General features: G+C 46.2%; 19 protein-coding genes. 8 read left to right on the top strand and 11 right to left on the bottom strand.

What is annotated here, in order from left to right:
• Positions 1 to 264: 264 nt before the first annotated feature.
• From PTW35_RS08120 to PTW35_RS08100, 5 genes are all read right to left on the bottom strand, one after another.
• Positions 265 to 1,248, bottom strand: coding sequence for an FHA domain-containing protein (locus PTW35_RS08120; protein WP_281027248.1), 984 nt, complete (start codon positions 1,246 to 1,248; stop codon positions 265 to 267).
• 135 nt (positions 1,249 to 1,383) lie between these two features.
• Complete coding sequence (locus PTW35_RS08115) at positions 1,384 to 3,645, bottom strand: YcaO-like family protein (RefSeq protein ID WP_281027247.1); 2,262 nt, start codon at positions 3,643 to 3,645, stop codon at positions 1,384 to 1,386.
• Positions 3,602 to 4,771, bottom strand: coding sequence for an amidohydrolase family protein (locus PTW35_RS08110; RefSeq protein WP_281027246.1), 1,170 nt, complete (start codon positions 4,769 to 4,771; stop codon positions 3,602 to 3,604). Before PTW35_RS08110 ends, PTW35_RS08115 begins: the two co-directional genes overlap by 44 nt.
• Positions 4,772 to 4,801: 30 nt before the next feature.
• Complete coding sequence (locus PTW35_RS08105; protein WP_281027245.1) at positions 4,802 to 5,596, bottom strand: BMA_0021/BMA_0022 family TOMM bacteriocin; 795 nt, start codon at positions 5,594 to 5,596, stop codon at positions 4,802 to 4,804.
• Positions 5,597 to 5,614: 18 nt separating this feature from the next.
• On the bottom strand, positions 5,615 to 9,661 hold the full coding sequence (locus PTW35_RS08100) for a TOMM system kinase/cyclase fusion protein (protein ID WP_281027244.1): 4,047 nt from the start codon (positions 9,659 to 9,661) through the stop codon (positions 5,615 to 5,617).
• Positions 9,662 to 9,982: 321 nt separating this feature from the next.
• Between PTW35_RS08100 and PTW35_RS08095 the strand changes: the two genes are divergently transcribed.
• On the top strand, positions 9,983 to 11,005 hold the full coding sequence (locus PTW35_RS08095; protein WP_281027243.1) for an acyltransferase family protein: 1,023 nt from the start codon (positions 9,983 to 9,985) through the stop codon (positions 11,003 to 11,005).
• 77 nt (positions 11,006 to 11,082) lie between these two features.
• Here PTW35_RS08095 and PTW35_RS08090 read toward each other — a convergent pair whose 3' ends face one another.
• Positions 11,083 to 11,964, bottom strand: coding sequence for a putative PEP-binding protein (locus tag PTW35_RS08090; protein WP_281027242.1), 882 nt, complete (start codon positions 11,962 to 11,964; stop codon positions 11,083 to 11,085).
• Between the two features lie 440 nt (positions 11,965 to 12,404).
• On the opposite strand from PTW35_RS08090, the gene PTW35_RS08085 reads away from it, so the two are divergent.
• The 6 genes from PTW35_RS08085 (at position 12,405) to PTW35_RS08060 (ending at position 20,108) form a co-directional block, all read left to right on the top strand.
• A complete protein-coding gene (locus PTW35_RS08085) occupies positions 12,405 to 13,463 on the top strand; it encodes a 3-deoxy-7-phosphoheptulonate synthase (protein WP_281027241.1) in 1,059 nt (352 codons plus the stop codon).
• Positions 13,464 to 13,530: 67 nt separating this feature from the next.
• Positions 13,531 to 14,013 carry a YajQ family cyclic di-GMP-binding protein gene (locus tag PTW35_RS08080; RefSeq protein ID WP_281027240.1) on the top strand — a complete coding sequence of 161 codons (483 nt, stop codon included), beginning with the start codon at positions 13,531 to 13,533 and terminating at the stop codon, positions 14,011 to 14,013.
• A 737-nt stretch (positions 14,014 to 14,750) separates the two neighbouring features.
• Positions 14,751 to 16,043, top strand: coding sequence for a serine/threonine transporter (locus tag PTW35_RS08075; protein ID WP_281027239.1), 1,293 nt, complete (start codon positions 14,751 to 14,753; stop codon positions 16,041 to 16,043).
• A 349-nt stretch (positions 16,044 to 16,392) separates the two neighbouring features.
• Positions 16,393 to 17,676, top strand: coding sequence for a 2-hydroxycarboxylate transporter family protein (locus tag PTW35_RS08070; RefSeq protein ID WP_039462095.1), 1,284 nt, complete (start codon positions 16,393 to 16,395; stop codon positions 17,674 to 17,676).
• 153 nt (positions 17,677 to 17,829) lie between these two features.
• The gene (locus PTW35_RS08065; protein WP_281027238.1) at positions 17,830 to 19,431 is read left to right on the top strand and encodes a sensor histidine kinase; all 1,602 of its coding nucleotides are present in this window, start codon (positions 17,830 to 17,832) and stop codon (positions 19,429 to 19,431) included.
• Positions 19,428 to 20,108 (top strand): response regulator, encoded by a 681-nt coding sequence (locus PTW35_RS08060; RefSeq protein ID WP_281027237.1) that lies wholly within the window; start codon positions 19,428 to 19,430, stop codon positions 20,106 to 20,108. The genes PTW35_RS08065 and PTW35_RS08060 overlap by 4 nt, the downstream gene beginning before the upstream one ends.
• A 33-nt stretch (positions 20,109 to 20,141) precedes the next feature.
• Here the strand turns inward: PTW35_RS08060 and PTW35_RS08055 are convergent, their stop codons facing one another.
• The 3 genes from PTW35_RS08055 to PTW35_RS08045 all read right to left on the bottom strand — a co-directional run bounded on the left by PTW35_RS08055 (position 20,142) and on the right by PTW35_RS08045 (position 21,773).
• The gene (locus PTW35_RS08055) at positions 20,142 to 20,471 is read right to left on the bottom strand and encodes a hypothetical protein (RefSeq protein WP_044623207.1); all 330 of its coding nucleotides are present in this window, start codon (positions 20,469 to 20,471) and stop codon (positions 20,142 to 20,144) included.
• A 116-nt stretch (positions 20,472 to 20,587) separates the two neighbouring features.
• Positions 20,588 to 20,995 (bottom strand): hypothetical protein, encoded by a 408-nt coding sequence (locus PTW35_RS08050; protein WP_281027236.1) that lies wholly within the window; start codon positions 20,993 to 20,995, stop codon positions 20,588 to 20,590.
• Positions 20,996 to 21,173: 178 nt separating this feature from the next.
• A complete protein-coding gene (locus PTW35_RS08045) occupies positions 21,174 to 21,773 on the bottom strand; it encodes a beta-phosphoglucomutase family hydrolase (protein WP_281027235.1) in 600 nt (199 codons plus the stop codon).
• Between the two features lie 311 nt (positions 21,774 to 22,084).
• On the opposite strand from PTW35_RS08045, the gene PTW35_RS08040 reads away from it, so the two are divergent.
• The gene (locus PTW35_RS08040) at positions 22,085 to 23,599 is read left to right on the top strand and encodes a Na+/H+ antiporter NhaC family protein (protein ID WP_281027234.1); all 1,515 of its coding nucleotides are present in this window, start codon (positions 22,085 to 22,087) and stop codon (positions 23,597 to 23,599) included.
• Positions 23,600 to 23,658: 59 nt separating this feature from the next.
• Here PTW35_RS08040 and PTW35_RS08035 read toward each other — a convergent pair whose 3' ends face one another.
• Together PTW35_RS08035 and PTW35_RS08030 are read right to left on the bottom strand one after the other, a co-directional pair.
• Entirely contained in the window at positions 23,659 to 24,414 is a 756-nt protein-coding gene (locus PTW35_RS08035) for a transporter substrate-binding domain-containing protein (RefSeq protein WP_162845556.1), read from the bottom strand.
• A 112-nt stretch (positions 24,415 to 24,526) separates the two neighbouring features.
• Positions 24,527 to 25,099 (bottom strand): TetR/AcrR family transcriptional regulator, encoded by a 573-nt coding sequence (locus PTW35_RS08030; RefSeq protein WP_281027233.1) that lies wholly within the window; start codon positions 25,097 to 25,099, stop codon positions 24,527 to 24,529.
• Positions 25,100 to 25,257 lie beyond the last annotated feature (158 nt).

Below are 25,257 nucleotides of genomic sequence, written 5' to 3'. Positions count from 1 at the left end.
ACACGCCATATTAACGAGCATATCAATGACGAAAAACCAACTCTAACAGTCAAATTTACTTATATGATGTTTACCTTTTTATAATTAACCATTATTCAAACATTTTCTATTACAGCTTATTACAGAGCTAATTCAGATTATGACTGCATAAACCAAACGGAAATTCGACTGTGCAATATTTATAAGTTCAAACTTATATTTATTTAAGGGTGCTAGCTTTGTTAGTTGACAAACTTACAAAGCTAGCGGTGCGGAAGGTAGCTGTCACGCCATCATTGAGTCTACTTCCAATTCGTGCCCTTTAAACACTTTAAAATCATTTGCTGCAAATCTCACTCTACCTCGTTTTCGTTCAATCAACAGAGGGGCTGAAATTCCCTCTGATTGCAACTTATCAGCCAATTGCTTCCTGGCTCGGTGTATTTGGATGTTGACATGGTTTTCAGACAGGCCTATATCTTTTGTGAGTTGCTCAATAGTGCGCCAACCCTGTAAATGCTCGGGCATATTGGCTCTCTGATCTTGGCCTTTGTAACGCGCTAATAGCGCCGTGAGATAATGATGGCTCCTGATCTCACAATCAATATCTGTCCTACTATTTTTGAGCGTGAGTTCCGTAAGTTCTTCATCTTGACTAATGTTGAATATATAACAAATATCATTGCTCACATTACCATCTGAAATGAGGGTTTCTTTTTCTGCAGCATCAGCCCCCTTGATTAATTTCCATATTGAGTGAGAAAATTCAAGCAACTCGCCATCATAAAGTTTTGTTGGCGTTGAATCAGCGATAGTTTCGCAATACCAACACTTTTCCACCATATCATAAAATATGATCACTTCAGGGGAGTTTTCTGAAGGAAGAAAATGATAATGTTCAAGCAAGATAGGTTTTGCATTGGGCAAGTCAGCACTGGATTCTGACTCAAGGGGGATTAAGACATCTTTTGGTTCATCAAGGTTTTCGACCACAAAAGTGATATTTTTTTTGTTCGCAAAACAAATTTTATCCTTCACCGCTAGCTTATAAAGCTTATTCGGTGAAATGGAATCGCCATTTACCCAAACGCCATTTTTACTGAGATCCCGTATATACCAGATGCCATCAATCCATTCGATAACCGCATGAATGCGAGATATCTCTGGGTTGTCGACTAATGTATCAACAGCAGTAGCTAGTCGACCAAATTGATGAAATGCTTTCAAATAAAGAGGATAACGCGAATTTCCCGATGTTAAATGAGCCATAGTTAATCCTTGCTGTTAGCGAATAGCTTTATCCGGTATATAACTTTGTCATATCTAGACTTTAGCGTGGTGAGAACGTGGTGCCTATTACAAGGCATTACAAGCGAAGTCATCCACTGTTTGTTCTAAGTTGGCTTAGACATAAAAGCCTTGCTGGCAAATACTCCTTTCATCCTTCAACGCGTTTTGCCAGTGCAGCTTTACCGGCACTTGGTACAAGCGCTCATTCGCCAGTTGCGGCCAAATATGGCAGAGCCCAGGGACAAAAACTTTTACGGTATAAAGCGGAACAGGCTCACGACTGTAGTCCAGAACGAGTGTTTCGTAGTTAAGGCTCTGCAGTTGCTCGACAATGGATAAGATATCATCCTTCATATCCCCCGAGCACAGCAAGCAAGGCTGAACGGCTTGACGCTCAGGTGCAGGATATAAGTACGGCCCCTCTTCCACCGCATCGAAGTCAAACGGCGCCCCTTTTTGATTACGCACGGGGATCAACTGGCACAACTCAGTCAGCGCACGCTGGGCTGCCAACTCGGGTTTTAAATGGCAGCCGAAGCCAAAAATAAACCCTTTATGTTGCTTATGCTGGCCAACGGCAACCATCACTGGTACCCCGGTATCATTGGTTACATCAAGCACCCAGAATTCATACTGTTTGGATAATGAGTTTGCTATTGGTTGAAGCAGTTCTGGCGGTATTTTATTTAGCTCAAAAGGCGGTCGAGTAACACGGTTATACCACCATATTGATACTGCATCTCGCTCGATCAGCTCACACAATCCTTGTAAAATTGCCTCTTCACGGGTATTGCCGGCCGACGCCCCGTTTGAATGCCAGCGACCATATTTTTCATCGACAAACGCCAGCTGTTCAGTATGCTCGCTCTCGATTTCAATATTGGTAAAACAGCACGTCAGGGGAACATATACATGCTCTTCTTTGGTCAAAGACCAGGTTTCAAACCAATAGATTTCCTCATTACGATATGGCTGTACCGCTTGCTTTCGCTTGGACTCAGGATCGCTTCGATCTGCAAACCTCAGGTATTGTCGCTCACTGTATGGTGTCAAAGCTTGGAAAGGCACATACCGCAATGATAAATCATCAGGGTGAGATTTTAGCAACGGCTCATTCCCTCTGAACTGAGCGTTCACCCTTTCAATCGCCTCGCATACCGCACTGACCTGTGATTGCACTGGGCTGACGCCTTTACCCAGACAAATCTGAACAAAACTATTTTGGTCAAACGGCTCCTGAGTATTTTGCGGCAGCGACTTAAAAAAACTGGTGCGATAAATCTCCACCTCTGAATCAGGTGAACTCTTAAAAGGCTCAAGATGACTAACCACCCCAGTAATTGGACTGATGAAGGGTTTTAACTTATCCAATGTTTGCTCTGCACTAATACTTCTCGAACCGCCATCTTCCGCATATACCGCCAGGCAGCTTTCGAGCTTTATTGGTGCTCTCGCAGGTTCGGATAAACAGCCATGTTGCTGCAAGGAACAAACAACATCGTGATATTCGTCAGCCGATGTATCAATATCATAGACTGCTAACTGATAACTTTCGGCTCTTAATTGCTTAAGCAGCACCCCCTTTAACTGCTGACATTGCTCGGCGGTTAAGCGAGTCCCAGCTTTGAACGAGTAACCATGACACCGCTCAGGCCACTTCTTAATCAACCACTTCCTCACCGGTTGATTATCAAGCAGCTGTACTTGTAGCTGATGATATGCTGATAAGTCAGCGGTACCGAATTTTGGGGTAAGCCAAACCTTTTCGCCACCGACTTTAATCACAATGAACTCAGTATTTAATGGCAGGTCGGATATTCTCGGGTCTAACAAATCATCAACAAACACGAATGTTAAAGGGCCTCCTTTCCCGTAAGACTGATATACCGCTATATCCGCCATAAAGGATTGAAGTTTTTCACTACCATCAAATAGCTCAGGCAAGGTTAACACCGACAGGTTGAAGACCGTTATTCCAGCAGGAAAGTCATGTACCTCTGCACTCCGAAAATCGACACTTTTCTGAGTATCAAATAATGGCCGTTGATATTGCTCGCCAGTATCACCACAAAGCAGAAGATTTGCCGCTGTAAGCTGTTCTATCTGGTAATAAAAAAGCGCCGCGGTTTGCGGATCGTAAACATCGCTAACCCGCAAAATATCATCCGCCGATTTCGAGCTATCAATAAACTGCATCAAGGGGAAATGCAGAACCGGCAGAATCCATTGCCCTGACGATGACACCAACAGTACATCACCATTTTCAAATAGATAATGGTTTAAGCTTGGATGCCATTTCAATACACTCGAATTATACATATTCAATATCTCTTCAGCTTGCCCGATTTGAACCCAGCGAAAAGAAATCGCTAGCATTACTGTCTAACAGTCTATGTAATTCAGCCTCAGACAACTCGTCGAGCTGTGCAGCGATATCCTTGGTCGTAAACTGCAAGTGATCGGGATGTGGATAGTCCGTACCGTAAAGCAGCTTATCCGGCCCAATGAGATCGATAACCTCCCGCAAACAAGGCTCGCCAAGCTCAATGGATACCCAGCACTGCCGCTTGAAATACTCGGAAGGCGGCATGGTAATAGTATCTTTGGTCAGTGATGGAAATTCTGGATAACAAATATTATCGAGCCGCCACAGCCAATGCGGCAGCCACGATGCACCAGCCTCAAGAAAAGCAAACTTGAGTGTTGGGTACCGCTCTAAAACGCCAGCGTCCAGCAAAGATAGGAAGGCCATTTGAATTTCCATTGAGTGAGAGCAAGCATGCATCGCAAAGTGAGAGCCAAACCGCTCTGTACCGGCGGTAGGCAAATTCGCATGGGTACCGCCGTGTATCGCAATACTCACCCCGTTCGACTCACAAGCCTGCCAAAACGCTTCATAGTCATGATGACCGAGCGCACGCCCGGCAACCACTTCCGGTCGAAGCGTAATACACCGCCACCCGTTCGCTATGATGCGGTCCAGCTGCGCTAACATGGTATTTGGATCATGCCGGCTGATCAGGCCGACGGCGTTTAATCGGCCAGGATCGTAGTCGCAGTATTGTTTCAACCAGCTATTGTAGCCATCTGCATAAGCTAGCGACACTTCAGCAGGTATGTGGTTATGGTTAACTATCATTCCGCCAAAGGTCGGAAAAATACTGGCAACCGCAATATTGGCTTCGTCCATACTTGCCAGCTGAGTATCCGGTGACATTGCTTTTAATCGCTCAGCCTCGCTATTTTTGACCTCTAAACAGGCAAGCTGAAGCTCCTCCCCCCAGCCGGACAATACCGTTTTGTCCCCAATCATAAATGTCGGAGGAAGCTTCTTCGAAGCCGCAAATCCCAGCCGTTTGACTCTTTCCTGCATTGCCTCTTCTGTATCATGCACCAATGATAATGGGTATCTGGCAAACACAGCATCATCAACATACTGGCGCCACATATCCAGCGGCTCCATAACATGCCTATCGGAATCAATTATCCTTTTATTTTGCATAAAAATATCCATTTGTTGTGAAGTCATGGTTTATGGGCACGTAAATGGATACTGCATCCCATCGGAATTATATTGCGCTAACGCAATTGCCTTAATGGCATCATCAGTAAAGCCATCAACGGACTTAGGTGGCGCAGGATAGTTGAGTTTGACTTCATTATATAAGCCGCACCATCGCTGATTCTCTTTATCCCACATGGCCCCCTCCGGCGCTTGTTTAAACTTAATATTGAAACCCCAGGGGTTTACGAAACCAACAAGGCTTGTAAGTGCATCCAAGCCGTGAAGCTCAAGCTGCTCGGCAAAATCAGGGGTACTACTTCCGCCACCATTACCTTTCGTCGCCCAACATAGGCTGATCCCTTGCAAAAGCGCACAACTAAAGTTCACAAAGTCTTCTGACAAGCCTTCACTATCGCTATCATCTGTTGTCCCCATCAAAGTTGGAAACATCTGGTTGTAGGCAGCGATGGCACTTGCATACTCTGCGGGATCTTCGGGGGCCGGAGGTAAGTTGATCACAAATTCATCATTAATCCCGAACCAGCCAGCTGTTGGACCTGGCATCCAGCGCGTATTCAATGGAAAACCATTTTCCAGCGGCTCGGGTATAAAAACAAAAACTTTGGCCGTCCAAGGCAGAGGCTTTTTATTCGGTAATAAATCAATAAATGCCTCCCACTCGAGAATGTTATTATTTTCTTCCAGCAGTCCGATTTTAAATTTTTCATCACTCCACGACTTTGCAACTGCTTTTAAATATGCAGTCCTAAAACTGACAATCGACTTAAATGATGATTTATAACCAGCAACGCTTGTACCCATAACTTAACCCTCTCACAATTAGTGTGTTTCTTCTTTTAGCTGTAACAAGTAGTGTTTTGACTGCTGTAATGTCTGGCTGTTGCCTCTTAACTCGGCCAACTTAATTGCATGTTTTAAGTCTGACCTAGCCCTGGTATAATCAGGGTGTTCCGCATTCAATAAGTAACATGCCCGCCTTTTATAGAGCTCTGATTCATAACTGTAGTCATTAAACTTTTCACATGATATTAAGCATTCATCAATGAGCTTGATAGCCGCTGATGTTTGCCCATTACGTATCAGCGTATCTGCATGTAATGACCCATAATACGGAATAAAGGCATTACAATTCATCTCTCTAAGTGTCTTTACAATACAAGCTTCTGTATCAACATCCGGTAACTCCAAGGCCCATAGGTTTAATAAAGACGCGTAACCTTTATAGGCGGGAAGGCTATAGTTATCAGACAACGTAATTATCTCTTCGGAATAACGCTTTACCTTCAGTTTATCGGCGTTGAACTGGGCAACAATGGCTTTGTAAAGCAATGCAATACATATTGAAGGAACGTGTTCGATTTCTCTGGCCCATTTTACCGCTTTTACACCAGCAAGCTCTGCTAATTTATTTTCTCCCTGATAGGAATATATGATACCCAAAATCGATTGGGCCCATGTATATAAGTCCAATCCGTATAGATATATCAGCACCTGATGATCTTTTGCGGCGTAAAGGTTAACAACCTTCAAAAAAGAAGCTTTCGATTGCTCGAAATCGGCTTCGTTAAAATATATAAATCCTTGCATTATATGGGCTGCCAAAGCCATATCTGGTTCATTTTTATTTTTCAGGATCCCTCTAACATGCTTGTGCAGGCTGACCATCCCTTCTTTTTGGCCGACAACGAAATAATAAACAAAGGTAGACACTAAACTCCAAACCACACTCCGGCTGTACTGGGAAGGTGTTAACGCGGCAAACAAACTTTTTGTTTTATCAATATGCTCATAAACTTGTTGATGCCCCCAGCCTAGTTTCAACATAAGCGCCTGCAACAAAATACGATTAATCTCAATCTTATCTACAACTGTCACTGACTGTGAAACTTTATCGATCCAACAACAGACTCTTTGACTTTGTTCAATTGTTTCTTCTATAGCAAAACTAGCTAGTGACGCGTTTGCCGATGACGTACCAAACTCAATCGCCAACTCATACTGTGAAGCTCGGGCAAAGTGCTCGGCGACTTCACCGGGCTGCCCGCTCACCCTATCCGGGAAGTTATTGACTAACACCTCAGCGATTCGCAAATGCGCATTTTGCAACGTTTTCTTATCCATGCTTTCATAAGCAGTATCCCTTACTAAGGCATGCTTAAACAGATACTTATCCCCTTCAAGTTGGCGTTGCGGATAAACCAATTCAGCTTTTACCAATTCCTCCAAATCAACTTGGATCTCTGCTTCATCCTTACCTGAAATCAATACCAGGAGATCATAATCAAACGCACGTCCAATCGTTGCAGCAAGCTGTGCTGTAGGTTTTGCGTATCTAAGCCTGTCTAACTTCTGATGAAGTAATTCTCGCAAGGTCGCCGGAATCTGATTCAGATTATGTTCATTAACCAAGTCAACAGTACCATTCACTTTCCTAACCAGTTTTTGCTCCTGTAGCGTTAAAACCAACTCTTCGATGAACAGCGGAATACCATCTGCACGTTCGTTCAAAAATTCCTTTAGCTTAGAAGACAAAATCTGCTGGTCGAAAAGAGAGTTCACGAAAGTCATCGCGACCATATGATCTAGGCGCTCGAGATGAACAGTGACGAAAGAAGTACCTCCTAGCAGTGAGGGAAGTGGTTCGCGGGATGTATTGAACCAAGCGTGTTCATTAGCATTAAACGAGTCCGATTCAGCGATGAACTTAATGAACTCAACACTCGTTGGATCAGCCCAATGCAGGTCTTCAAAAATGAACAAGTGATGCTTCGAATACTGGATATTACTTGAGATGCCGGAGCGTACTTGGCACAAGAGATAGGCAAGTATTTCAAACAGGCGCTGTTTCTGTAAGGCTGGCGATAAGTTACCGAGTATATAGGCCCTCTCCCGACTGCCATCCACCTCCAAGTTCAACCACAAGGCCAAAACAACAAGTCCCTGAAGTTTATGCTCTTGAGGTAATGGAAGTATGTCTATTGCCTGATTTAGACGATCTAACCTTTGCCCATCATTTAAAGGCTCTAACGCATACTTCGCTTTAAGCATCTTCAGTATGGGAAACAGCGCGTTGTTCTGGTGTTCAGGCAAACATTGCCCGACTAAATGCCGCCAATCAGCTTTTCGCTCCCTGAGTTCAAAGAGCAGGCGAGATTTACCAATTCCCGCCTCACCCTCTATATGGGCAAATTTCTTTGCATTACAACATGAAAGCAAATCGTCTAATACAGAGACTTCAGTTTCCCTGCCAATGAAGGCATGGTTCTTCCTTGTGCTTCGTAAAAAACCAAATGCTTCTGACAAACGTTCAGAGCGTAGTAAATACATCCTTTGCTCAAAACAGTCTTCACAAGCACTTTCTTTCTCACCGCCAATCAAACGCTCAAAATTAAGATGGCTCTCAAGTAACTGCTTGACGTTTTCCGAACAGACAATTTGTCCTGGCAGGGCAATTCGGCTGAATTTCATAGCATCATGGGCAACTTTCCCCTCAGGAATATGACCAATCAAACTTTGCATGAGCCCTATTTGAATTCCCATCTGGATTTGGCTAACAATGCCATGACTACCTTTTAATAATGCATTCTTTTTCTTTATATTGCTTGCAATCTCTAGGGCAGCGCGACTACATAAGCGACTGTCATTATCTGTGACTGACGGATAGCCAAAATAAAATAGTAGAGTATCCCCCAAAGTACCTACATGCACGGCGCCATAACGGCTTGCAATATCAATGCTCTGTTGAAGCTGATCACTATGAAATGTATCGATCACATCTTGCTCAATAAAATGAGCAGTCTGCTGTTGTTGATTAACGATTCCTGAGCTCAATATCACACTCAAAACAGTGAGCTGTTTACGCTCAGTAAGCCTTGAATACGAGAAGTGCCCATCATTTATCAAGGTTTCATCATAATGAGTCATTGATGGAGCTTTACTATCCAGAACCTCCTTCTTCGAACCTGCTAACTGTTTACAATCTAGATTTGAAAAATTTAACTTTCTGAACTCATGATATAGCTCTGCAGTATTTAACGGCCTTTCATGAGGCTTTTTATTCAATACCCTGCGGAATAATTGCGCAGAGCTATGCCCAGCTAAAATAGCTAGCGGTATATTGGTTGGGCTGAGCTGCTGATGGAAAATGGCTGCCAGACTTCGACCGGTAATCGTTGGAACACCAGTCAAACACTCTAGAAAAACTAACCCCCAAACATAAATATCAGTCTGCGCAACAGGCGGCTCACCCCGCAATTGCTCGGGTGAGCTATATGTTGGTGTTCCCAGCGTTTCTTGAGTCAGGGTAATACTTTTATAATCAAGCTGCCTGAAGTCACTATTTAATGTTGCGATACCAAAATCGAGAACTTTAACATGTGTTTTAGCACCAACTTTATAAAGCATAATATTTGAAGGCTTGATATCACGATGTATTACCCCTTTTTCATGAGCATGAGATAAGGCATCCAATACACAAGCCATAATTTCAGCTGTATCGACAGGATTTAAAGCTCCATTTGTTTCAATATGTTCTTTTAGTGTTCGCCCATCAATATATTCATATACAGCATAAACAAGCGTATCGCTTTGCTGACCTTTATCGATAAGGTTAACAATATTCGGATGGTTGAGGCGACGAATTAAATCCGCCTCTCGGTTAAAACGCTCTATATACCGTCTTGCTTTGTCTTTATCGAAAGTCGAGCTAATAGTCAGGAACTTTATGGCAACAAATTTTTGGGTCCTGTGCTGAATGGCTTTATACACCTGACCAAAACCGCCCTCACCTATCTTTTCTAATAACTCATAATCAGGCGAGTTAAAAGCCGTTTCTACTGAATATTGACTGTGGAAATCCATTTCCATTACAAATTCTCGTTATTCTGTTAATGATCATACTATAAAATTATTCACCGTTGATAATCCTAACAGGACCACATATTATCAATAACGAACTTCAGCTAAACATAGGTGTTCTTCATTAAATGATCAAACAACAATAACTCAACGTGTTTCATAATGTGAGTTGGCACTCATCTCCACTCCCTTCTACAAGTAAATATCAGCCTCGTCATATGAGGAATATTTGATACATCGCTCATTTTTTTCAGTTCAATTGATAGATAGATGCCTTAAATCCATGGTGGCTGATAAAATTACAGGCCTTATTCACCACTCTCAAACCCCATGTCAAACAACCGCATAGCAAGTTTCGAGGCCGGAAGGCTCCTGGCCCTTCTCGGCGTCATCGCTATTCATAGCCAGATTTTCATACAAGCACCTTTAATTAACGGCGAACCTTGGCTGGGACTGCTTATCAACCAACTCAGTCGTTTTGCCGTGCCGCTCTTTTTCATCATGGCGGGTTATTTTATCGCTCCGAAACTTTCGGCCCTGCCTTCAAGTACAATGAAGCAATACAGCCTGCCATTGCTGAAAGTCTGGCTGGTATGGAGTGCAATATATTTCCTTGTGCCCTTTAACCTCCAGTTAGCCTGGGAAGCAGGCTATCTGGCTGAGCGCAGCGGCTATTGGCAGTACCTGCTGTCCCAACCGCTTAATACCCTGTTTGAAGGCAGCCTGGTTCACCTCTGGTATATCCCAGGGTTGATTTGTGGACTGCTGGTCATTGCGATTTGCTGCTATATCAACAAACAAAACCTTATCCTGCCAATCGCCATTGGGCTCTATTTTGTTGGTCTAGCCGCGGGAAGCTATGAGGCACTGACCGGCCTTGGATCACCTCTTTTCACCCGCAACGGACCGTTCATGAGCACCCTCATGCTAGCAATTGGCTTTAAGATAAGGCAAAGCGGTTGGCACCTGAGTTTTATTAAAGCCGCGGCTCTTGCACTAGTTGGCTTGGGGTTACATTTGGCAGAAGCTGTGTTTCTCATGCGCTATGACGTACCGTTCAATATGCATGACTTCCTGTTGGGTACGCCGTTATGGGGGGCCGGCCTTTTCGTCATGCTAAAACAGCGTCCGCTGTTTGGCCAATCACTCATCAAACTAAATATCAACAAACATGTACTGGGGATCTACTTACTTCACCTGCTGATCATTATCTATTTGATGCAACTCCTCCCCCTATTGGGTATCACAGGCTACGCTAATGATATTTTACGCTTTGTGCTTACCTGTCTGATCAGCTACGGCTTGGTTGCTCTCATCGATAAAACGCCTCTGCGGGCTCTACTTCTCAGGTAGCAGTATCCACAAAAAAACCCGGCCCACCTTGCGCTGTGCCGGGTTACTTAACCTGCTATGCTCGGGTTGCGCTTAACCTATTGCGTAATAACCGTCGAAACATTCTGCTCTAATAACCACACCTGTAGGTTTGGTGCCTTGTTGATGTAATGGCTGACAAGATCACAGGGCTTGTTTACGGTTGCTGCCGCCTTGAGTGCATGGTCGATGAGTGCCAACACCGCCTCATTTTGATCATCATGCAAGTATTCCAGTGACGGATGTTCTTGATCCAATCCCAGGGCAAATTGGGCAAGCTGATCGATATCAACAACCAGCCCATCAAAGTACTGCAGGAATTTTTCTGCCAACAAGGCATTCGCCGGTAGCTCAGCCATTAAATGTACCCGTAAGCCATGCGCGCCTCGACATAGCCCTTGCTCCGCTAGCAGATCAATCGCGGTTGCAGACTCGCTGAACGTACGGACAAATGGGATAACCAACTCGATATTCGCCATCCCCTCGGCGAGGCGAGCACGTTTAATCGCCTCGCACTCCAATTCGAATGCCTTGCGCAAAGCTTTGTCCGCCCAGCGTGAAACGCCTCTCTTACCAATAAGCGGGTTAACCTCTTGCGCTTCAAGCTCCGAACCGAGTAAAGCCTGTCTTTTATGAGAATCGGCGCCAGCCAAACGTACTTTTAGCGGCTTTGGACCCGCTTTCTGTGCCGCAGCAATTAGCTTCTCCGCCAGCGCTGAGACAAAAAACTCTGCTGGGTTACCGTCTGTTTTCGCATGTAACTGCTGTTGGATGTCTTCTGCGAGATCAGATGGATAGGCTGCAGCGAAAGGGTGGACCCCGATTTCCAGCAACAGATCGTCCACAGAGACCAAACCTATCTCTGTCTGTATACCCGATAGTTGTGAAGAAGATTTAAGAATTTCTGAAAACTGTAGACCTGACTGAGCACTATTTGTCATAAACCACCATAACTGCTTTAACTTGGTTTCTCAGAAGAAAATATATGGATAGATCCTAGCACCGCGGCTTGTGACTCCCTTTGTATATCAACTTCCATTTTTACCCAAAATGATTGGGTAGATATTCACTAAACCCCAACATACTGGCTCATTTCGTCGGACGCAAGTAGGTAAATAGAAAGTTTTCTTCTTCAGGATAACTAAATAACTTCGGTTGCACGATTATTCACATAGTCCAGCCACTTAAGGCTATCGGTAAATGACCACGACCAACTGGACAAAATGACAACATTCATTGATCTAACTTGAGAAAAGGCGAAGAAAAAGAGAACGCGCTAGAATAAAAATCTAAGTGATATCACAAGTTTGGTTTATTCCTGCCGACTTTTGGGCTATCTTTACGCGTCAATAATTTTTGTAATACCGAGATAGGCAACACTATGCCAATGAAAACAGATGAACTCCGCACCGTTAGCCTTGGACTGATGCCAACGCCGGCTGCGGTCGAAGCTGCTTACCCAATCACAGATGAAATTGCGGAGCATGTCGCCCACTCTCGTCGTCAAGTTGAAGCGATTCTTACGGGCCAGGATTCCCGTCTTCTTGTTATCGTTGGCCCTTGCTCTGTCCATGATCCTGATGCTGCCATCGATTATGCCAAACGCCTTTGTGCGGTGCAGGAAAAATACAAAGATACGCTATTTATTGTGATGCGTACCTACTTTGAAAAACCACGCACTGTTGTCGGTTGGAAAGGTTTAGTTTCCGACCCTAATCTAGACGGCAGCCTCGACCTCGCCAAAGGGCTTCATACGGCACGCAAGCTGCTGGTCGATATCAATGCTCTGGGTATGCCTACCGCGACGGAATTCTTGGATATGATCACAGGCCAATACCTGGCCGATCTGATCAGTTGGGGCGCTATCGGGGCTCGTACAACGGAATCTCAAATTCATCGCGAGATGGCTTCGGCCCTTTCCTGCCCTGTCGGCTTCAAAAACGGTACCGACGGCAACATCAAAATTGCGATCGATGCCATCCGTGCCACCCGTGAATCACACGTGTTCTGCTCACCTGCGAAAAACGGTGAAATGACAATCTACCGCACCTCAGGCAACCCATATGGCCATGTCATCCTACGAGGAGGCAAAATGCCAAACTACCATGCCGACGATATTAAAGCTTCATGCGACACGTTGGCATCCTTTGATCTGCCTACCCGTCTCGTTGTCGATTTCAGCCATGGTAACTGCCAGAAACAACACAAACGCCAGCTTGATGTTGCGGCCGATATTTGCCAGCAGATTAAGTCTGGTAGCCAGTTCATTGCGGGTATCATGGCAGAAAGCTTTATAGCAGAAGGTAACCAGCCGGTTGACAGTAACAATTTGAGCGCTCTGACTTATGGCCAGTCCATCACCGACCCATGCATTAACTGGGAAGACACTGTGACGATGCTGGATATGCTTTCTGAAGCCGTAGGCAGCCAAATTAAATAACCATAAGGTAGGGTTCAGTAACGCCCTACCAATACCTTTACATCATTAAACAATCAGGATTACTCACATGCCATCTTTTGATATTGTTTCTGAAGTCGACTTCGTTGAAATCCGCAATGCCGTAGAAAACTCTTCTCGTGAACTGGAAACCCGTTTTGACTTCCGTGGTGTAGAAGCAAGCTTCAAGTTTGAGAAAGAAGTCGTTAAAATTTCAACCGAATCTGATTACCAGCTCACCCAGCTGGTCTCCATTCTTCGTGCCAACCTTGCCAGACGCCATGTTGATGCCCAGGCTATGGATCAAAAAGAGACGACTCGCACAGGCAAGTCCTTTTCTTGTAACGTTGAGTTCAAGCAAGGCGTAGATACAGCTGTTGCGAAAAAAATCATCAAGCTCATTAAAGATGAAAAACTTAAGGTACAAGCATCAATCCAAGGTGATAAGGTACGAGTAACAGGCAAAAAGCGCGATGATCTTCAAGCCGTTATGGCACTTGTTCGCGGTGCAGAGCTGGGCCAGTCCTTCCAGTTCGATAACTTCCGTGACTAATCGGTCATGTATAGCTTCGAAAAAACCGCCTGCAGGCGGTTTTTTTATTTCAGTTGATATCAATATTTGAACCATGTAGTGATGCGAGCTCGAAAATGACGGTACTAACCGTCACTTAATTTTCACCAATAATTTTTAAAAATACCAAACTAACCCTTAATAGTTATAAAGAATACTTGGATTCATTGGCTTAACGAAAATTACTTTTCACTTTCGCTGTTCTCTCTAACTAAACCCCGTATGGCGGTTCTCAAAAGAAAGAGTATTAACTTTTATTAACAAATATTAAAACAACCCCACCATTGAACACAAAAAATCATAACTGGATATTTTACGGTTATAAACAAGTGCCTGTTTCTTGTGCAAACAGACTCGTAAAAGCGAAAAACCATAGTTGTGATACGGATAATCCCCTATACTTGCCGCGTCCTATCTAGGGTTCCAATTGTTAATTTTAAAGGTTTTAATAAGTTAGAGATTCAGAGCAGTCATTACCAAGTAGCATTGTGCATGCATGGAATTCGCGCTTTTCGACCCAGGACGTCACCATAATCACTCTCAGTTTGAAGTGATTCCCCTCGCAACTCGCTCTTATATTGTTCGTATGAACCTGCAAATAGTTATTTGCAAACTGCTCTTACTCCTTTGCTGACGTTCCATCAGTAAAGCAGGGAAGATACACAGAAGAGAACCCTTTGAAGGCTATATAAACTATACCTATAAAGGAGATGTCCATAATGGACACTGTGAAAAACAATACCGTTCATTCTCAATCAACCACGAAAGCAAAGCTTGGCTGGAAAAAAGCCGATACCCTATGGGTACTTGGCCTATTCGGTACCGCTGTTGGTGCAGGTACCCTGTTTCTGCCAATCAACGCCGGTGTCGGCGGCCTGATCCCGCTATTGGTAATGACAGTACTTGCGCTACCAATGACTTACTTCGCTCACCGCGGTATGACTCGTTTCGTGCTTTCGAGCTCCAACCCTGGCGCTGATATCACAGAGGTAGTAGAAGAGCATTTTGGTGCCGGTATGGGTAAAGTAATCACCCTACTTTACTTCTTTGCTATCTACCCGATTCTACTGGTATACAGTGTAGCTCTGACCAATACCGTAGAAAGCTTTATGATCAACCAGCTAGGCATTGTTCCACCAGCTCGCTGGATCCTGGCCCTGGCTCTGATTGTTGGCCTTATGGCAATTGTCCGTCTGGGTGAAGAGCTTATTGTTAAAGCAATGAGCATGCTGGTATTCCCGTTCGTAGCCGTTCTGTTGGCTCTTGCTCTGTACCTTGTTCCTGAGTGGAATGGTGAAATCTTTAACCACGTGATCCCTGCAGAAGGCGGTATGACGTCAGTCTTTATGGCTGTGTGGCTGATCCTGCCAGTTATGGTTTTCTCTTTTAACCACTCCCCAGTGATCTCGTCTTTTGCTGTTGCCATGCAAAAAGAGCACGGCGAAAATGCTGAAGCACAGTCACGCCGGGTACTGCAGCGTGCACACATCATGATGGTTGTAACTGTTATGTTCTTCGTGTTCAGTTGTGTGCTTTCTCTGTCTCCGGCAAACCTTGCTGAAGCGAAAGCACAAAATGTCTCGATCCTGACGTACCTATCTAACCACTTCAACACGCCAATGATTGCGTACGCAGCACCTATCGTTGCTATCATTGCAATCACCAAGTCTTTCCTTGGCCATTACCTTGGCGCCAGCGAAGGCCTGAACGGTTTGGTGGTTAAAGTGACACGTAGCCGTGGCAAGGAAATCGGCCCGAAAGCCCTTAATGCTTTCACCGCTGGCTTCATGCTGATCACAACTTGGGCAGTAGCGACCATCAACCCAAGCATCTTGGGTATGATTGAGAGCCTTGGCGGCCCAATCATCGCTATGCTGCTGTTCATCATGCCGATGTACGCTATTAAGAAAGTGCCAGCAATGCGCAAATACTCTGGCGCAATCAGCAACGTATTCATCGTTATTATCGGCCTGATCTCTATTTCAGCAATCTTCTACTCTCTGGCTCAATAAGCCAGGGATAGTGAATTAAAAGCCATCCCTGAATGGCCTTTGATTGCAGACGAACCCCACTCTTTAGTGGGGTTCTTTTTTTGCACGAAAAGTCCATTAGGCTACTTCCACCTAGTTTCTTACGCTTCTGCCAAGCCTTCCTTAAACCTCTCCATCTAGACTATGGCTACTTTTGTTGGTTTTTTTCGCCTTGTTGGCTTCCGCCTCATGAGGCTTGCTCTCGCTTTTGTTCATGAACAAAAGTTACAAAAGTACTAGATAGTTACATAAACACTGTTCTCAATTTTCCTCTTTGCACATGTTGTTAGACTACGCCCAAACCACAACAACACTTAAAAACAGGTGAACTATGTTTTCCAATAACACCATGAGTCATAGCGACAAGCGTATGATGAATGTGATTTTTGCACTTTCTGCTGCAGTGATCTTACTGGCGACCGTGCAAAACAATATGCCAACCGGGATCATCGGCGCGATTGGCGTCATGGCCGTCGTTGGCTATATCCTCAATGTCGCAGGCGACAAAACCCCTATCGTCAACCAGTTCTTCGGTGGCGGTGCCATTGTTATCATTTTTGGCTCTTCATACATTTTCCACAGTGGCCTGATCCCTCATGAGACAGCTGATACCATTACCACCTTTGTCAAAGGCGGTGGCTTCCTGTCATTCTTCATCGCCAGCCTTGTCACCGGCTCAATTCTGGGCATGGACACCAATGTGCTAAAGAAAGCCGCCCTGAAGTACATTCCCGTTATCCTCGGCGGTGTCGCCTGTGCATTCCTGTTTGCCGGTATTGTCGGCGCAGCACTGGGCCACGGCTTTATGGAATCGGTAATGCTGATAGCCCTGCCAATTATGGGCGGCGGTATGGGTGCTGGCGCGGTGCCTCTGGTGGAGATCATGTCGGGCAACACCGGCATGAGTGCAGAGATTCTGCTGTCAAAGATGGTTCCTGCGCTGGCTATCGGTAATGCGATTGCGATTGTGATGGCCGGCCTGTTGGATAAAGTCGGTAAATTCTTCCCGTCGCTGACCGGCAACGGCCAGCTGATGCGCGGCAAAGCCGAAGAGAAGCAGGAAGAAAACGACGAGCAGCCAATTTCTATCAACGTACTTGGTGTCGGTGCCCTACTGGCTATTACCATGTACTTTGTTGGTTCAATGCTAAGCAGCGTGATCAGCATGCACACCTACGCGCTGATGATCATCTTCGTAGCGCTGGTCAAGGTGGCCGGCTTCATGCCGCGCGAGTTGGAACGTGCGGCCCACGGCTGGTACAAGTTTGTGGTTGATAACCTAACCCCTGCTCTGCTAGTCGGCATCGGTGTGGCGTATACCGACCTTAACCAAATCATCGAGTCCCTGAGCCTGGTTTACTTCCTGATGGTTTTTGCCACGGTACTCGGCGCGATTGTAGGTACGGCGATTATCGGCCGTCTGATGGGCTTCAACCCGATTGAGGCATCTATTACCGCAGGGCTTTGCATGGCTAATATGGGCGGTACTGGTGACGTAGCGGTGCTGGCCGCCAGCAAGCGTATGGAGCTGATGCCGTTTGCACAGATCTCCTCCCGTATCGGCGGTGCTTTCATGTTGATATTGGCGACCATGATAATCGAGTTGCTGAAATAGCCATTAACGGTTTCGCGTTTCATGCCGGGCCAGCCATGCTGCCCGGCATTTGATTGCCTACTGGCCAGATAAAAGATATCTGGCACAGTATTCCCACCTTAAATCCAGTTATAATCCTTGCCAAATTCAGTGCCTAATCAACCGACCCGTTCAATGAAACTCAAGAGCTACCTTGCCCTTACCACCCTGGCGACAACATCTTCGATCGTCGTTGTTGTCACCACCTTTATCTTCTACCTGCTGCAAAACGCGCACATTGGCGGTATTGAAGAGCGGGGAATGGAGCTGGCCCGCGTCTTGGCCCATGACCCAGTGGTCATTCAAGCGGTCAAAGCCAAAAACAGCCGCCAGCCGTTCGAGCTACAGGGCTACATCGAAGATATTCGCAGCAAGACCGACGCTTCTTTCATTGTCGTGACCGATCAGCAGGCTATGCGCCTGACCCACCCTGACCAAGAGAAGATTGGGCTGCATTTTAACGGGGACGATATCTACCCGACCCTGAACCAAGGCGTAGACCATACCAGTGTGGCATCCGGCACGCTGGGTAAGGCCATCCGCAACTTTTCCCCTATCCTTGATGACGGTCGGGTGATCGGGGTCGTCAATATCGGTTATATGTATGACCGCAGCATCGGCATATTGATGGAGCAGTTTGGCAAGATTGCCGGGCTGGTCGCGATTGTTTACTTGTTGGGCGTTTCCATTACCAGTGCGTTTGTATTCAAAATGAAGCGTACCTTCCTTGATTACGAGCCCGAGATTGTGGTCCACAAGTTTCGCGAGCGCGAGATGATCCTTAACAGTATCCGCGATGGCATTCTCGCCATTGACAACAATCACTGTATTACCACCATGAACCACAGTGCCAGCAAAATGATCTCGATGGGGAAGCTCGGGCCACATGACTATATCGGCCAACCGCTTTCCTGCTTTTCAACCACCCTGAGCCATCTGGTATTTTCGGATAATGACAGCTTCCACCAAGGTAAATTCAATATTGGTAAGCATACTTATCGTGCTGATATCTATCCGATCAAACACAATAAGGGCATACGAGGCCATGTTATTGTCTTCTATGCCAACCTAGATCAAAATGAGCTGGAGCGTGAGGTCACCTATCTCAAAAACTATGCCGAACTGCTGCGCAGTAAAACCCACGAGTATTCCAACAAACTCAATGTCCTGTCAGGAATGCTGCAACTGGGCAACTTTGAGAAAGCCGTCGATTTTATTCAGCAAGAAACAGACAGTTACCAGTCCATTATCCGCAGTATCGTTACCTCGGTTAACGACAGTGCCATTGCCGGTCTGCTGATGGCCAAATTCAATAAGGCATCCGATCTCGGTGTCACCTTTACGCTAGATGACGATACCAGCCTGTCAAGCTACGAAAAGGCTATTTCGGAAAAGCTGGTGACGATTATCGGCAACCTGATTGACAATGCGCTGCTGGCCGCGTGGCAAAACCGCGGTCAAACGCCTGCGGAAGTCCAGCTCTATCTTAGCGATCGCAATCAGCATATCATTATCGAGGTACAAGACAGCGGTGCCGGGGTGCCGGTTGAGATCAGCGACTCAATTCTTGAGTTCGGCGTCAGCAGCAAGCACGACGACCAGCAAAACGGGGTTGGCCTTTACCTGGTCAATCAGCTTGTCGATTACTTCCACGGCAGTATCGACTGGGAACGCACAGAACAAGATACCACCTTGTTTAGCCTGTATTTAGACAAACAGATCACTACACGCTTATGACAAAGACAACGGTAATGGTGCTGGAAGATGACATCCGCGCCAGCTACACCCTGGAGTCAACCATCAACCAACACCCGCAATTTTCAGTGGTGGCCGTCAGTGAAAGCTATACTGATGCCCTGTTGCAATTCGATGCTTTCAAACCCGATTTGGTGTTTGTAGACATCACCCTGCCTGATGGCAGCGGGCTGGCGCTTATCCGCGAGCTGCGTGCCCAGAATGTCAGCTGCAGCTTCATTATGACCACTGCAGAGCGAGAAGCCGCAACCGTCGAGCAGGCGGTACAGCTTGGGGTCATGGATTACCTGGTCAAGCCAATCCGCATGTCTCGGGTCAATCAGGCACTGGAAGATTATCTCAAATACCGCCGTACCCTGACCACGGCAGCTACCGTTGATCAGAATGATATTGATCAGCTGTTTCGGAAATCGCCCGCAACACAGATTCGCAGCACCCCCAAAGGGATCGACGCGACAACCTTGGCAAACCTCAAGCAGATATTGCTCGATGAGCAACTCCAGGACTTCTCAGCCGATGATATCGGCAAGAAAATGAATGTCAGCCGGATCACCGCCCGCCGCTATCTGGAGTTTCTGGAAACGGAGGGGATGATCAAGTTAGTACTCAATTACAAAACCGGCGGCAGACCCCAGCGGCTCTATCAACTGCTGCACTGACCCATGCGTGCCTGGCCTCAATCCCGGCGGGCACTATTTGGGGATATTGAACGATTTCTGCCCATTGCAGATAAAGGTGAAGTAACGGCTGCGCTCATGGAAAGCGGAAAAGCCTTGGCCACGGCAGTATGCACCGTTTAGCTCATGCATGTAGGCCAAGGTGTCCTGATCTTTGACCGAGAAATAACTGTTGTTTTCGCAGACGATACGGATCTTACCATCATCACCCTGAGCGTAAGACTGCACCTTGGAGCCACACAGGGTAAAACTGGCCTCGACAAATTCGTCAGCACGCTCATCAACAGACTTGGAACATCCTGCTATTACCAGGGGTAAAAAAGTCACAAGCAGTAAGTTTTTCACAACCGGTCTCCTAAACACTAGTTGGTAAATGCCCATTTATCAGTGTAGTGCGGGTTCGTACTTACTGTGTCTCAATTATTGAATAAAAGACTTTTTTTACCATTAGCATGTCACTTTCATCCATTAATTTGTCTTTTTTTGCCTTTAGGCTCATCAATCCTACGGCGGTGCCAAATAGAGTAGTGGCGCAAGCCTGCGGGGCCGTGAGCGATAACCACCGACATCACGAGAATGACGATGAACAGCTCAGGTTTATGCTGTGGTAGCCAGAAAAAGCTACTGAGCAAAGCTAGTTTTACAAACGTCAGTACGCCTTTTAGCTGGATCAGCCATAATCGTGACTGGCGGATTTCTAACCCCGTCATGATAACGCCCGTTACCATTGCCATGACCCACCAGTGGAGCCACAGCGCCTGCTCGACCCCGTACAAGAAGCCACCAGCACTCCCGGCAATACCGAGGATATGCATTGCCCGGATAGCGGTTTTACTCAAGCGCTGAATCCAAAAGCGGGTTTCCGACATGCCGAACTGCTCTTCTTGATGCGTATTTTTGCTGTGTTTTTTACTAGAAGAACGTGTAGTTGAAGAGGGAGGCGATGATTGGTTCATGGTGATGACAGGGTATTCAAACAATGCAGGAAGAATACCTCTTATACCCAAGTCACTGCAAGGTACTTGGGCATCAACTGTCCGGTAATGGCTAGCGTGTTGCTTTGGTCAACGTGGTAATTTCACCATCGACGACAAGATAACAATCCATACCTGCCGCCAGGGCAGCTTTCTGACCTAATTCTGTGTCTTCGAACACCACGCATTCATGTGGTGTAACACCGATACGTTTGGCGGCTTCAAGGAAGGTATCGGGGTTAGGCTTGTGGTTGACGACATCATCAGCGGTAACCAATGCATCGAGCATAGGCAAAATCCCGGTTTGGCCAAGAAGCGGCTCGGCATTGAACAGGCGGCTTCCCGTTCCTACTGCCATTTTTTTGCTGCCTTTATGGTCGAGCAGAACTTGGTATACCGACTCAATCACTTCAGCCTTGTAGGCAATTTCATCGTAGAATTTGTATTTGGTATTGGCGAGGCGTTCTGTATCAAAGTTCTGGCGGAAGCTGCGGTTGATCTCCTGGGCAATGCGGATGCTAGGCATTCCGCCTAACTCGTAGAACCAATTGCGATCAAAGGGTATCTCATGAATCGCACAGGTCTTCTCCCATGCCTCGAGATGTGCAGGCATTGAGTCAACCAACGTGCCATCCATATCGAAAATAATTCCTTTGTAGCTTGATAAATCCATGTTTCTCCTTGTTTATTTAGCTTATCTCTCGGCATTTGCATCCACCGAGACTCCCGTCATGCTAACGACACTATATGTCACTTATATTGCAATCAGTCCATTATGTAAACCTAAACCGCTCACAGAAGCCGGCACACAACAAAGCTAGATTTGTTCGTATTTTGAGCAAAACAATCTACTGACAGCAAAAAAAATAGCAAAACCTCCCCCCGATAGGTATACATGCAATAACTTTGTATATATATTCAGACCAATAACATTGATATTCACTGCGCCTTTTTGATATTGGACGTACAGCTAAGGAACGCTATATGGCTCAACCTGAAATTACCTCCCTCATTCCCATCATCATTACCCTTGCCCTATCCCTCACAACACGAAACGTTGTCATCGGTTTGTTTGGCGGTGTTTTCAGTGGGGTTGTAATGCTCAATGGTATTGCTCCATTAGCGACCTTCGGCACTTTGGTCAAAGACTACTTGGTACCTCAGCTGACCGACAGCTATAACGCCGGCGTCATCGTTTTGCTGGTCTTTATCGGTGGTTTTGTTGCTTTGATGGAGCAGTCCGGTGGCGGCCAGGCCTTTGCTGCCAAGGTGACACATTGGGTAAGCAGCAAATGCCGAGCCCAACTATCCTCTTGGTTTGGTGGTATTTTTATTTTCTTTTCCGATTTGGGCACGCCGCTGATTGTTGGGCCTGTTTTCCGTCCGTTATTTGACAAGCTCAAGCTTTCTCGGCAAAAGCTCGCATTTATTATTGACTCCACCTCATCCCCTGTCGCGATATTGATCCCCTTCATTGGCTGGGGTGTTTATATCATGGGCTTGCTGCAAAAAGAGTTCACAGCTTTGGATGTCGCAGTTACTGATTGGGAAGCATTCGTCAAGGCTATTCCTTTCCAGTTCTATGCATTTTTAGCTATTTTCATCGTACCCCTAGTCGCATTCAAGAAGCTTGATTTTGGTCCTATGGCTATTGCAGAGCAAAAAGCCAAGCAAGGTATAATTACCGGAACCAGTAGCGAAACGCTTAACACCTTCACGCATAAAAATGCAAAGGCCTCCTTCGTATTTGCCCCTCTTCTTGTTATGGCGTCAGTACTCATTTTAATGCTGGCACCACTCGGTTTTCCGTTTGAGAAGGTGTCCGGTTCAGTATTCCGCGCTGCGCTTTCAAGTGCCTATTTCTTCGCCGCTATTACACTTATCTCGCTGATGGCGTTCCATGGCGTGCGTAAACTCAATGACGGTATTGGTGTATATCTCAAAGGCATGGGAAATATGATGCAAGTGGCTATCGTACTCATCCTTGCCTGGACACTGAGCAGCGTGGGTAAAGAGCTTGGTACTGCCGCTTATATTGCAGAGCAAGCCCAAGCAGGCTTCCCGTACTGGCTGGTACCTGCCGTTGCTTTCTTGCTATCTGCGATCATTTCTTTCGCGACTGGATCATCTTGGGGGACTTTCGCCATCATGATGCCACTTGTTATCCCGACAGCAATTGCCATCGATGCCCCATTGTATGCCTGTATCGGAGCGGTGCTGTCCGGTGGGCTATTTGGCGATCACTGCTCGCCGATCTCAGAAACCACTATTTTGTCTTCGACAGGATCAGGCTGTGATCAGTTTGAGCACTTCAGAACCCAGCTACCCTATGCACTGCTCAATGGCACGATTGCTTTGCTGAGCTTTGTCGCCGCAGGCCTGATGCCAAGCCCGACAGTCCTGGTATTCGCGCTTATCGCTCAGGCAGGCATGGTATACCTAGTGTCAAAATGGCACCGTTCCAGATACGTCGAGCCGACAACCCTGACCGAAGCATAGGCACCGCCCTGCGATTTCCAGCAGCCCGCCGATCCTACTGGCTGCTGGCAGTCGATCCACTATCGCATATCTAATTTGACCAGGCCCCATTTTTCGGCAACACGATCAAAAAACCCCTGGGTCTGCTTCAGCTCGATCCAGTGATTGACGTAGTTGATCCAAACTTGATCATCCTTGGGCAGCAGCATGGCTATCGGCGTTGGCAAACGCATCCCATCGACTTTGGCCACGCTCAGCTGAGGATAACGTTTGACCAGTGTCGCAGCTTCGATGTTCGAGGTCACTATCGCGGTGGTTTTGTTATCGAGCAGGTATTGGTGGGTTAGTTTTGCGTTTTCGCTGGCATGCTTGCGCGCGTTGGGCAGTAGTTCTTCGACTAAGCTTTGCTGAACCGTACCTGCCGTGGTGGTAAGGATGACCGACGACGAATTGAAGTCACTCCACTTACGAAAACGTTTCTCGTTCGCTTTGGCTACCACAGGTACAAATGCCAGTTGATAGTAGGTATTACTGTAGCCGGCCAACCTGGCACGGTGCATATTCAGCGAAGCACTGCCGGTCATATCGTATTTATCAGTCACAACACCGTTGACCAGTTTTTTCCAGGTCGTAGGAACGTATTCCACCGTTACCCCCAAATCCTTGGCCAGCTCGGTGGTGATATCGATATCAAACCCGCGGTAAAAGTTTGTGGCAGGATCGCGTACCGTCATCGGGCTCCAATCCCCCGTCGTTCCCACCCGCAGAACGCCCCGGTCAATAATCTCCGTCAACCGGCTTTTCGCGGCATGAGCCACCCCAGAAAGCAGTGACATCAAAATACATAGGACTGCGATTCCACTTTTGATGTACCGTGTCTTCATAGATGCCTCTGATACCCATCAAGAAACTTATCTATAAAGATAGCAGTAATTTATTTTGGCAAATTTAACCTTTGGAACTTTTATAGCCTAGTAAAAACATTGAGACACATGACTTTAAATAGGCTCTTCTTTCCTGCTCTGTTTCCAGGCTGTCCTGCCCTAGATAGGCCCAGTATACAGCCTTGCCGTGACACATCAGCAAAAACTGCAAAGCGGCATCATTGCAATTCAAATCAGGCTGTAGCACCCCTCTTGCGCTAAGCTGGCCGAGATAGGCTGCCACCATTTCTGTCGTATTTCTGGGCCCGGCATTCACATAAACCCTGGCAAGATCTGGATGGGTATCACTTTGCCGCACTGCTGTTTTATAGGTATTCAACGCCTCATCACTCAGCAGCATATTCTGGAACCGCCAAGCAAACTCCTCCAATACTTTATCTGGCTCTCTAGGGTCATCCAGCAAGCTAATATCTAGCTGATTTGCTGTACATTTGGCTCTGATACAGGTGTCAAAAAGCTCATCCTTCGTCCTGAAATGCGCATACACGGTTTGCTTTGAAACCTGCGCCCTTTCCGCAATGGTATCCATGCTGATGCCATAACCCTGCTCACAGAATAACTCTGTGGCAGCCTTCAAAATTTGCTCCCTCTTCTGGGCACTTCTCGCTGTTAACACACACTCACCTCTAATTAACAAGCATACATAAGTTTTAATACAATCAAACTGGACAGTCTAGTACTGATGGGTTATTTTTAAACATATGGACTGGACAGTCTAGTTTTATATCCAAGTCT

The organism is Photobacterium sp. DA100 (assembly GCF_029223585.1).
GTDB lineage: Bacteria > Pseudomonadota > Gammaproteobacteria > Enterobacterales > Vibrionaceae > Photobacterium.
Note: the sequence above shows the minus strand (reverse complement) of the source record. Positions and strands in the feature narration are given on the sequence as shown.

Excerpts from the sequence above, each read along its gene's own strand:
- PTW35_RS08120 (WP_281027248.1), bottom strand. The coding sequence starts at position 1,248 with ATGGCTCATTTAACATCGGGAAATTCGCGTTATCCTCTTTATTTGAAA.
- PTW35_RS08045 (WP_281027235.1), bottom strand. The coding sequence starts at position 21,773 with ATGGATTTATCAAGCTACAAAGGAATTATTTTCGATATGGATGGCACG.
- PTW35_RS08035 (WP_162845556.1), bottom strand. The coding sequence starts at position 24,414 with ATGTCACTGCTTTCTGGGGTGGCTCATGCCGCGAAAAGCCGGTTGACG.
- PTW35_RS08115 (WP_281027247.1), bottom strand. The coding sequence starts at position 3,645 with ATGCTAGCGATTTCTTTTCGCTGGGTTCAAATCGGGCAAGCTGAAGAG.
- PTW35_RS08090 (WP_281027242.1), bottom strand. The coding sequence starts at position 11,964 with ATGACAAATAGTGCTCAGTCAGGTCTACAGTTTTCAGAAATTCTTAAA.
- PTW35_RS08050 (WP_281027236.1), bottom strand. The coding sequence starts at position 20,995 with ATGTCGGAAACCCGCTTTTGGATTCAGCGCTTGAGTAAAACCGCTATC.
- PTW35_RS08075 (WP_281027239.1), top strand. The coding sequence starts at position 14,751 with ATGGACACTGTGAAAAACAATACCGTTCATTCTCAATCAACCACGAAA.
- PTW35_RS08070 (WP_039462095.1), top strand. The coding sequence starts at position 16,393 with ATGTTTTCCAATAACACCATGAGTCATAGCGACAAGCGTATGATGAAT.
- PTW35_RS08105 (WP_281027245.1), bottom strand. The coding sequence starts at position 5,596 with ATGGGTACAAGCGTTGCTGGTTATAAATCATCATTTAAGTCGATTGTC.
- PTW35_RS08060 (WP_281027237.1), top strand. The coding sequence starts at position 19,428 with ATGACAAAGACAACGGTAATGGTGCTGGAAGATGACATCCGCGCCAGC.
- PTW35_RS08100 (WP_281027244.1), bottom strand. The coding sequence starts at position 9,661 with ATGGAAATGGATTTCCACAGTCAATATTCAGTAGAAACGGCTTTTAAC.
- PTW35_RS08110 (WP_281027246.1), bottom strand. The coding sequence starts at position 4,771 with ATGCAAAATAAAAGGATAATTGATTCCGATAGGCATGTTATGGAGCCG.
- PTW35_RS08085 (WP_281027241.1), top strand. The coding sequence starts at position 12,405 with ATGCCAATGAAAACAGATGAACTCCGCACCGTTAGCCTTGGACTGATG.
- PTW35_RS08040 (WP_281027234.1), top strand. The coding sequence starts at position 22,085 with ATGGCTCAACCTGAAATTACCTCCCTCATTCCCATCATCATTACCCTT.
- PTW35_RS08095 (WP_281027243.1), top strand. The coding sequence starts at position 9,983 with ATGTCAAACAACCGCATAGCAAGTTTCGAGGCCGGAAGGCTCCTGGCC.
- PTW35_RS08080 (WP_281027240.1), top strand. The coding sequence starts at position 13,531 with ATGCCATCTTTTGATATTGTTTCTGAAGTCGACTTCGTTGAAATCCGC.
- PTW35_RS08065 (WP_281027238.1), top strand. The coding sequence starts at position 17,830 with ATGAAACTCAAGAGCTACCTTGCCCTTACCACCCTGGCGACAACATCT.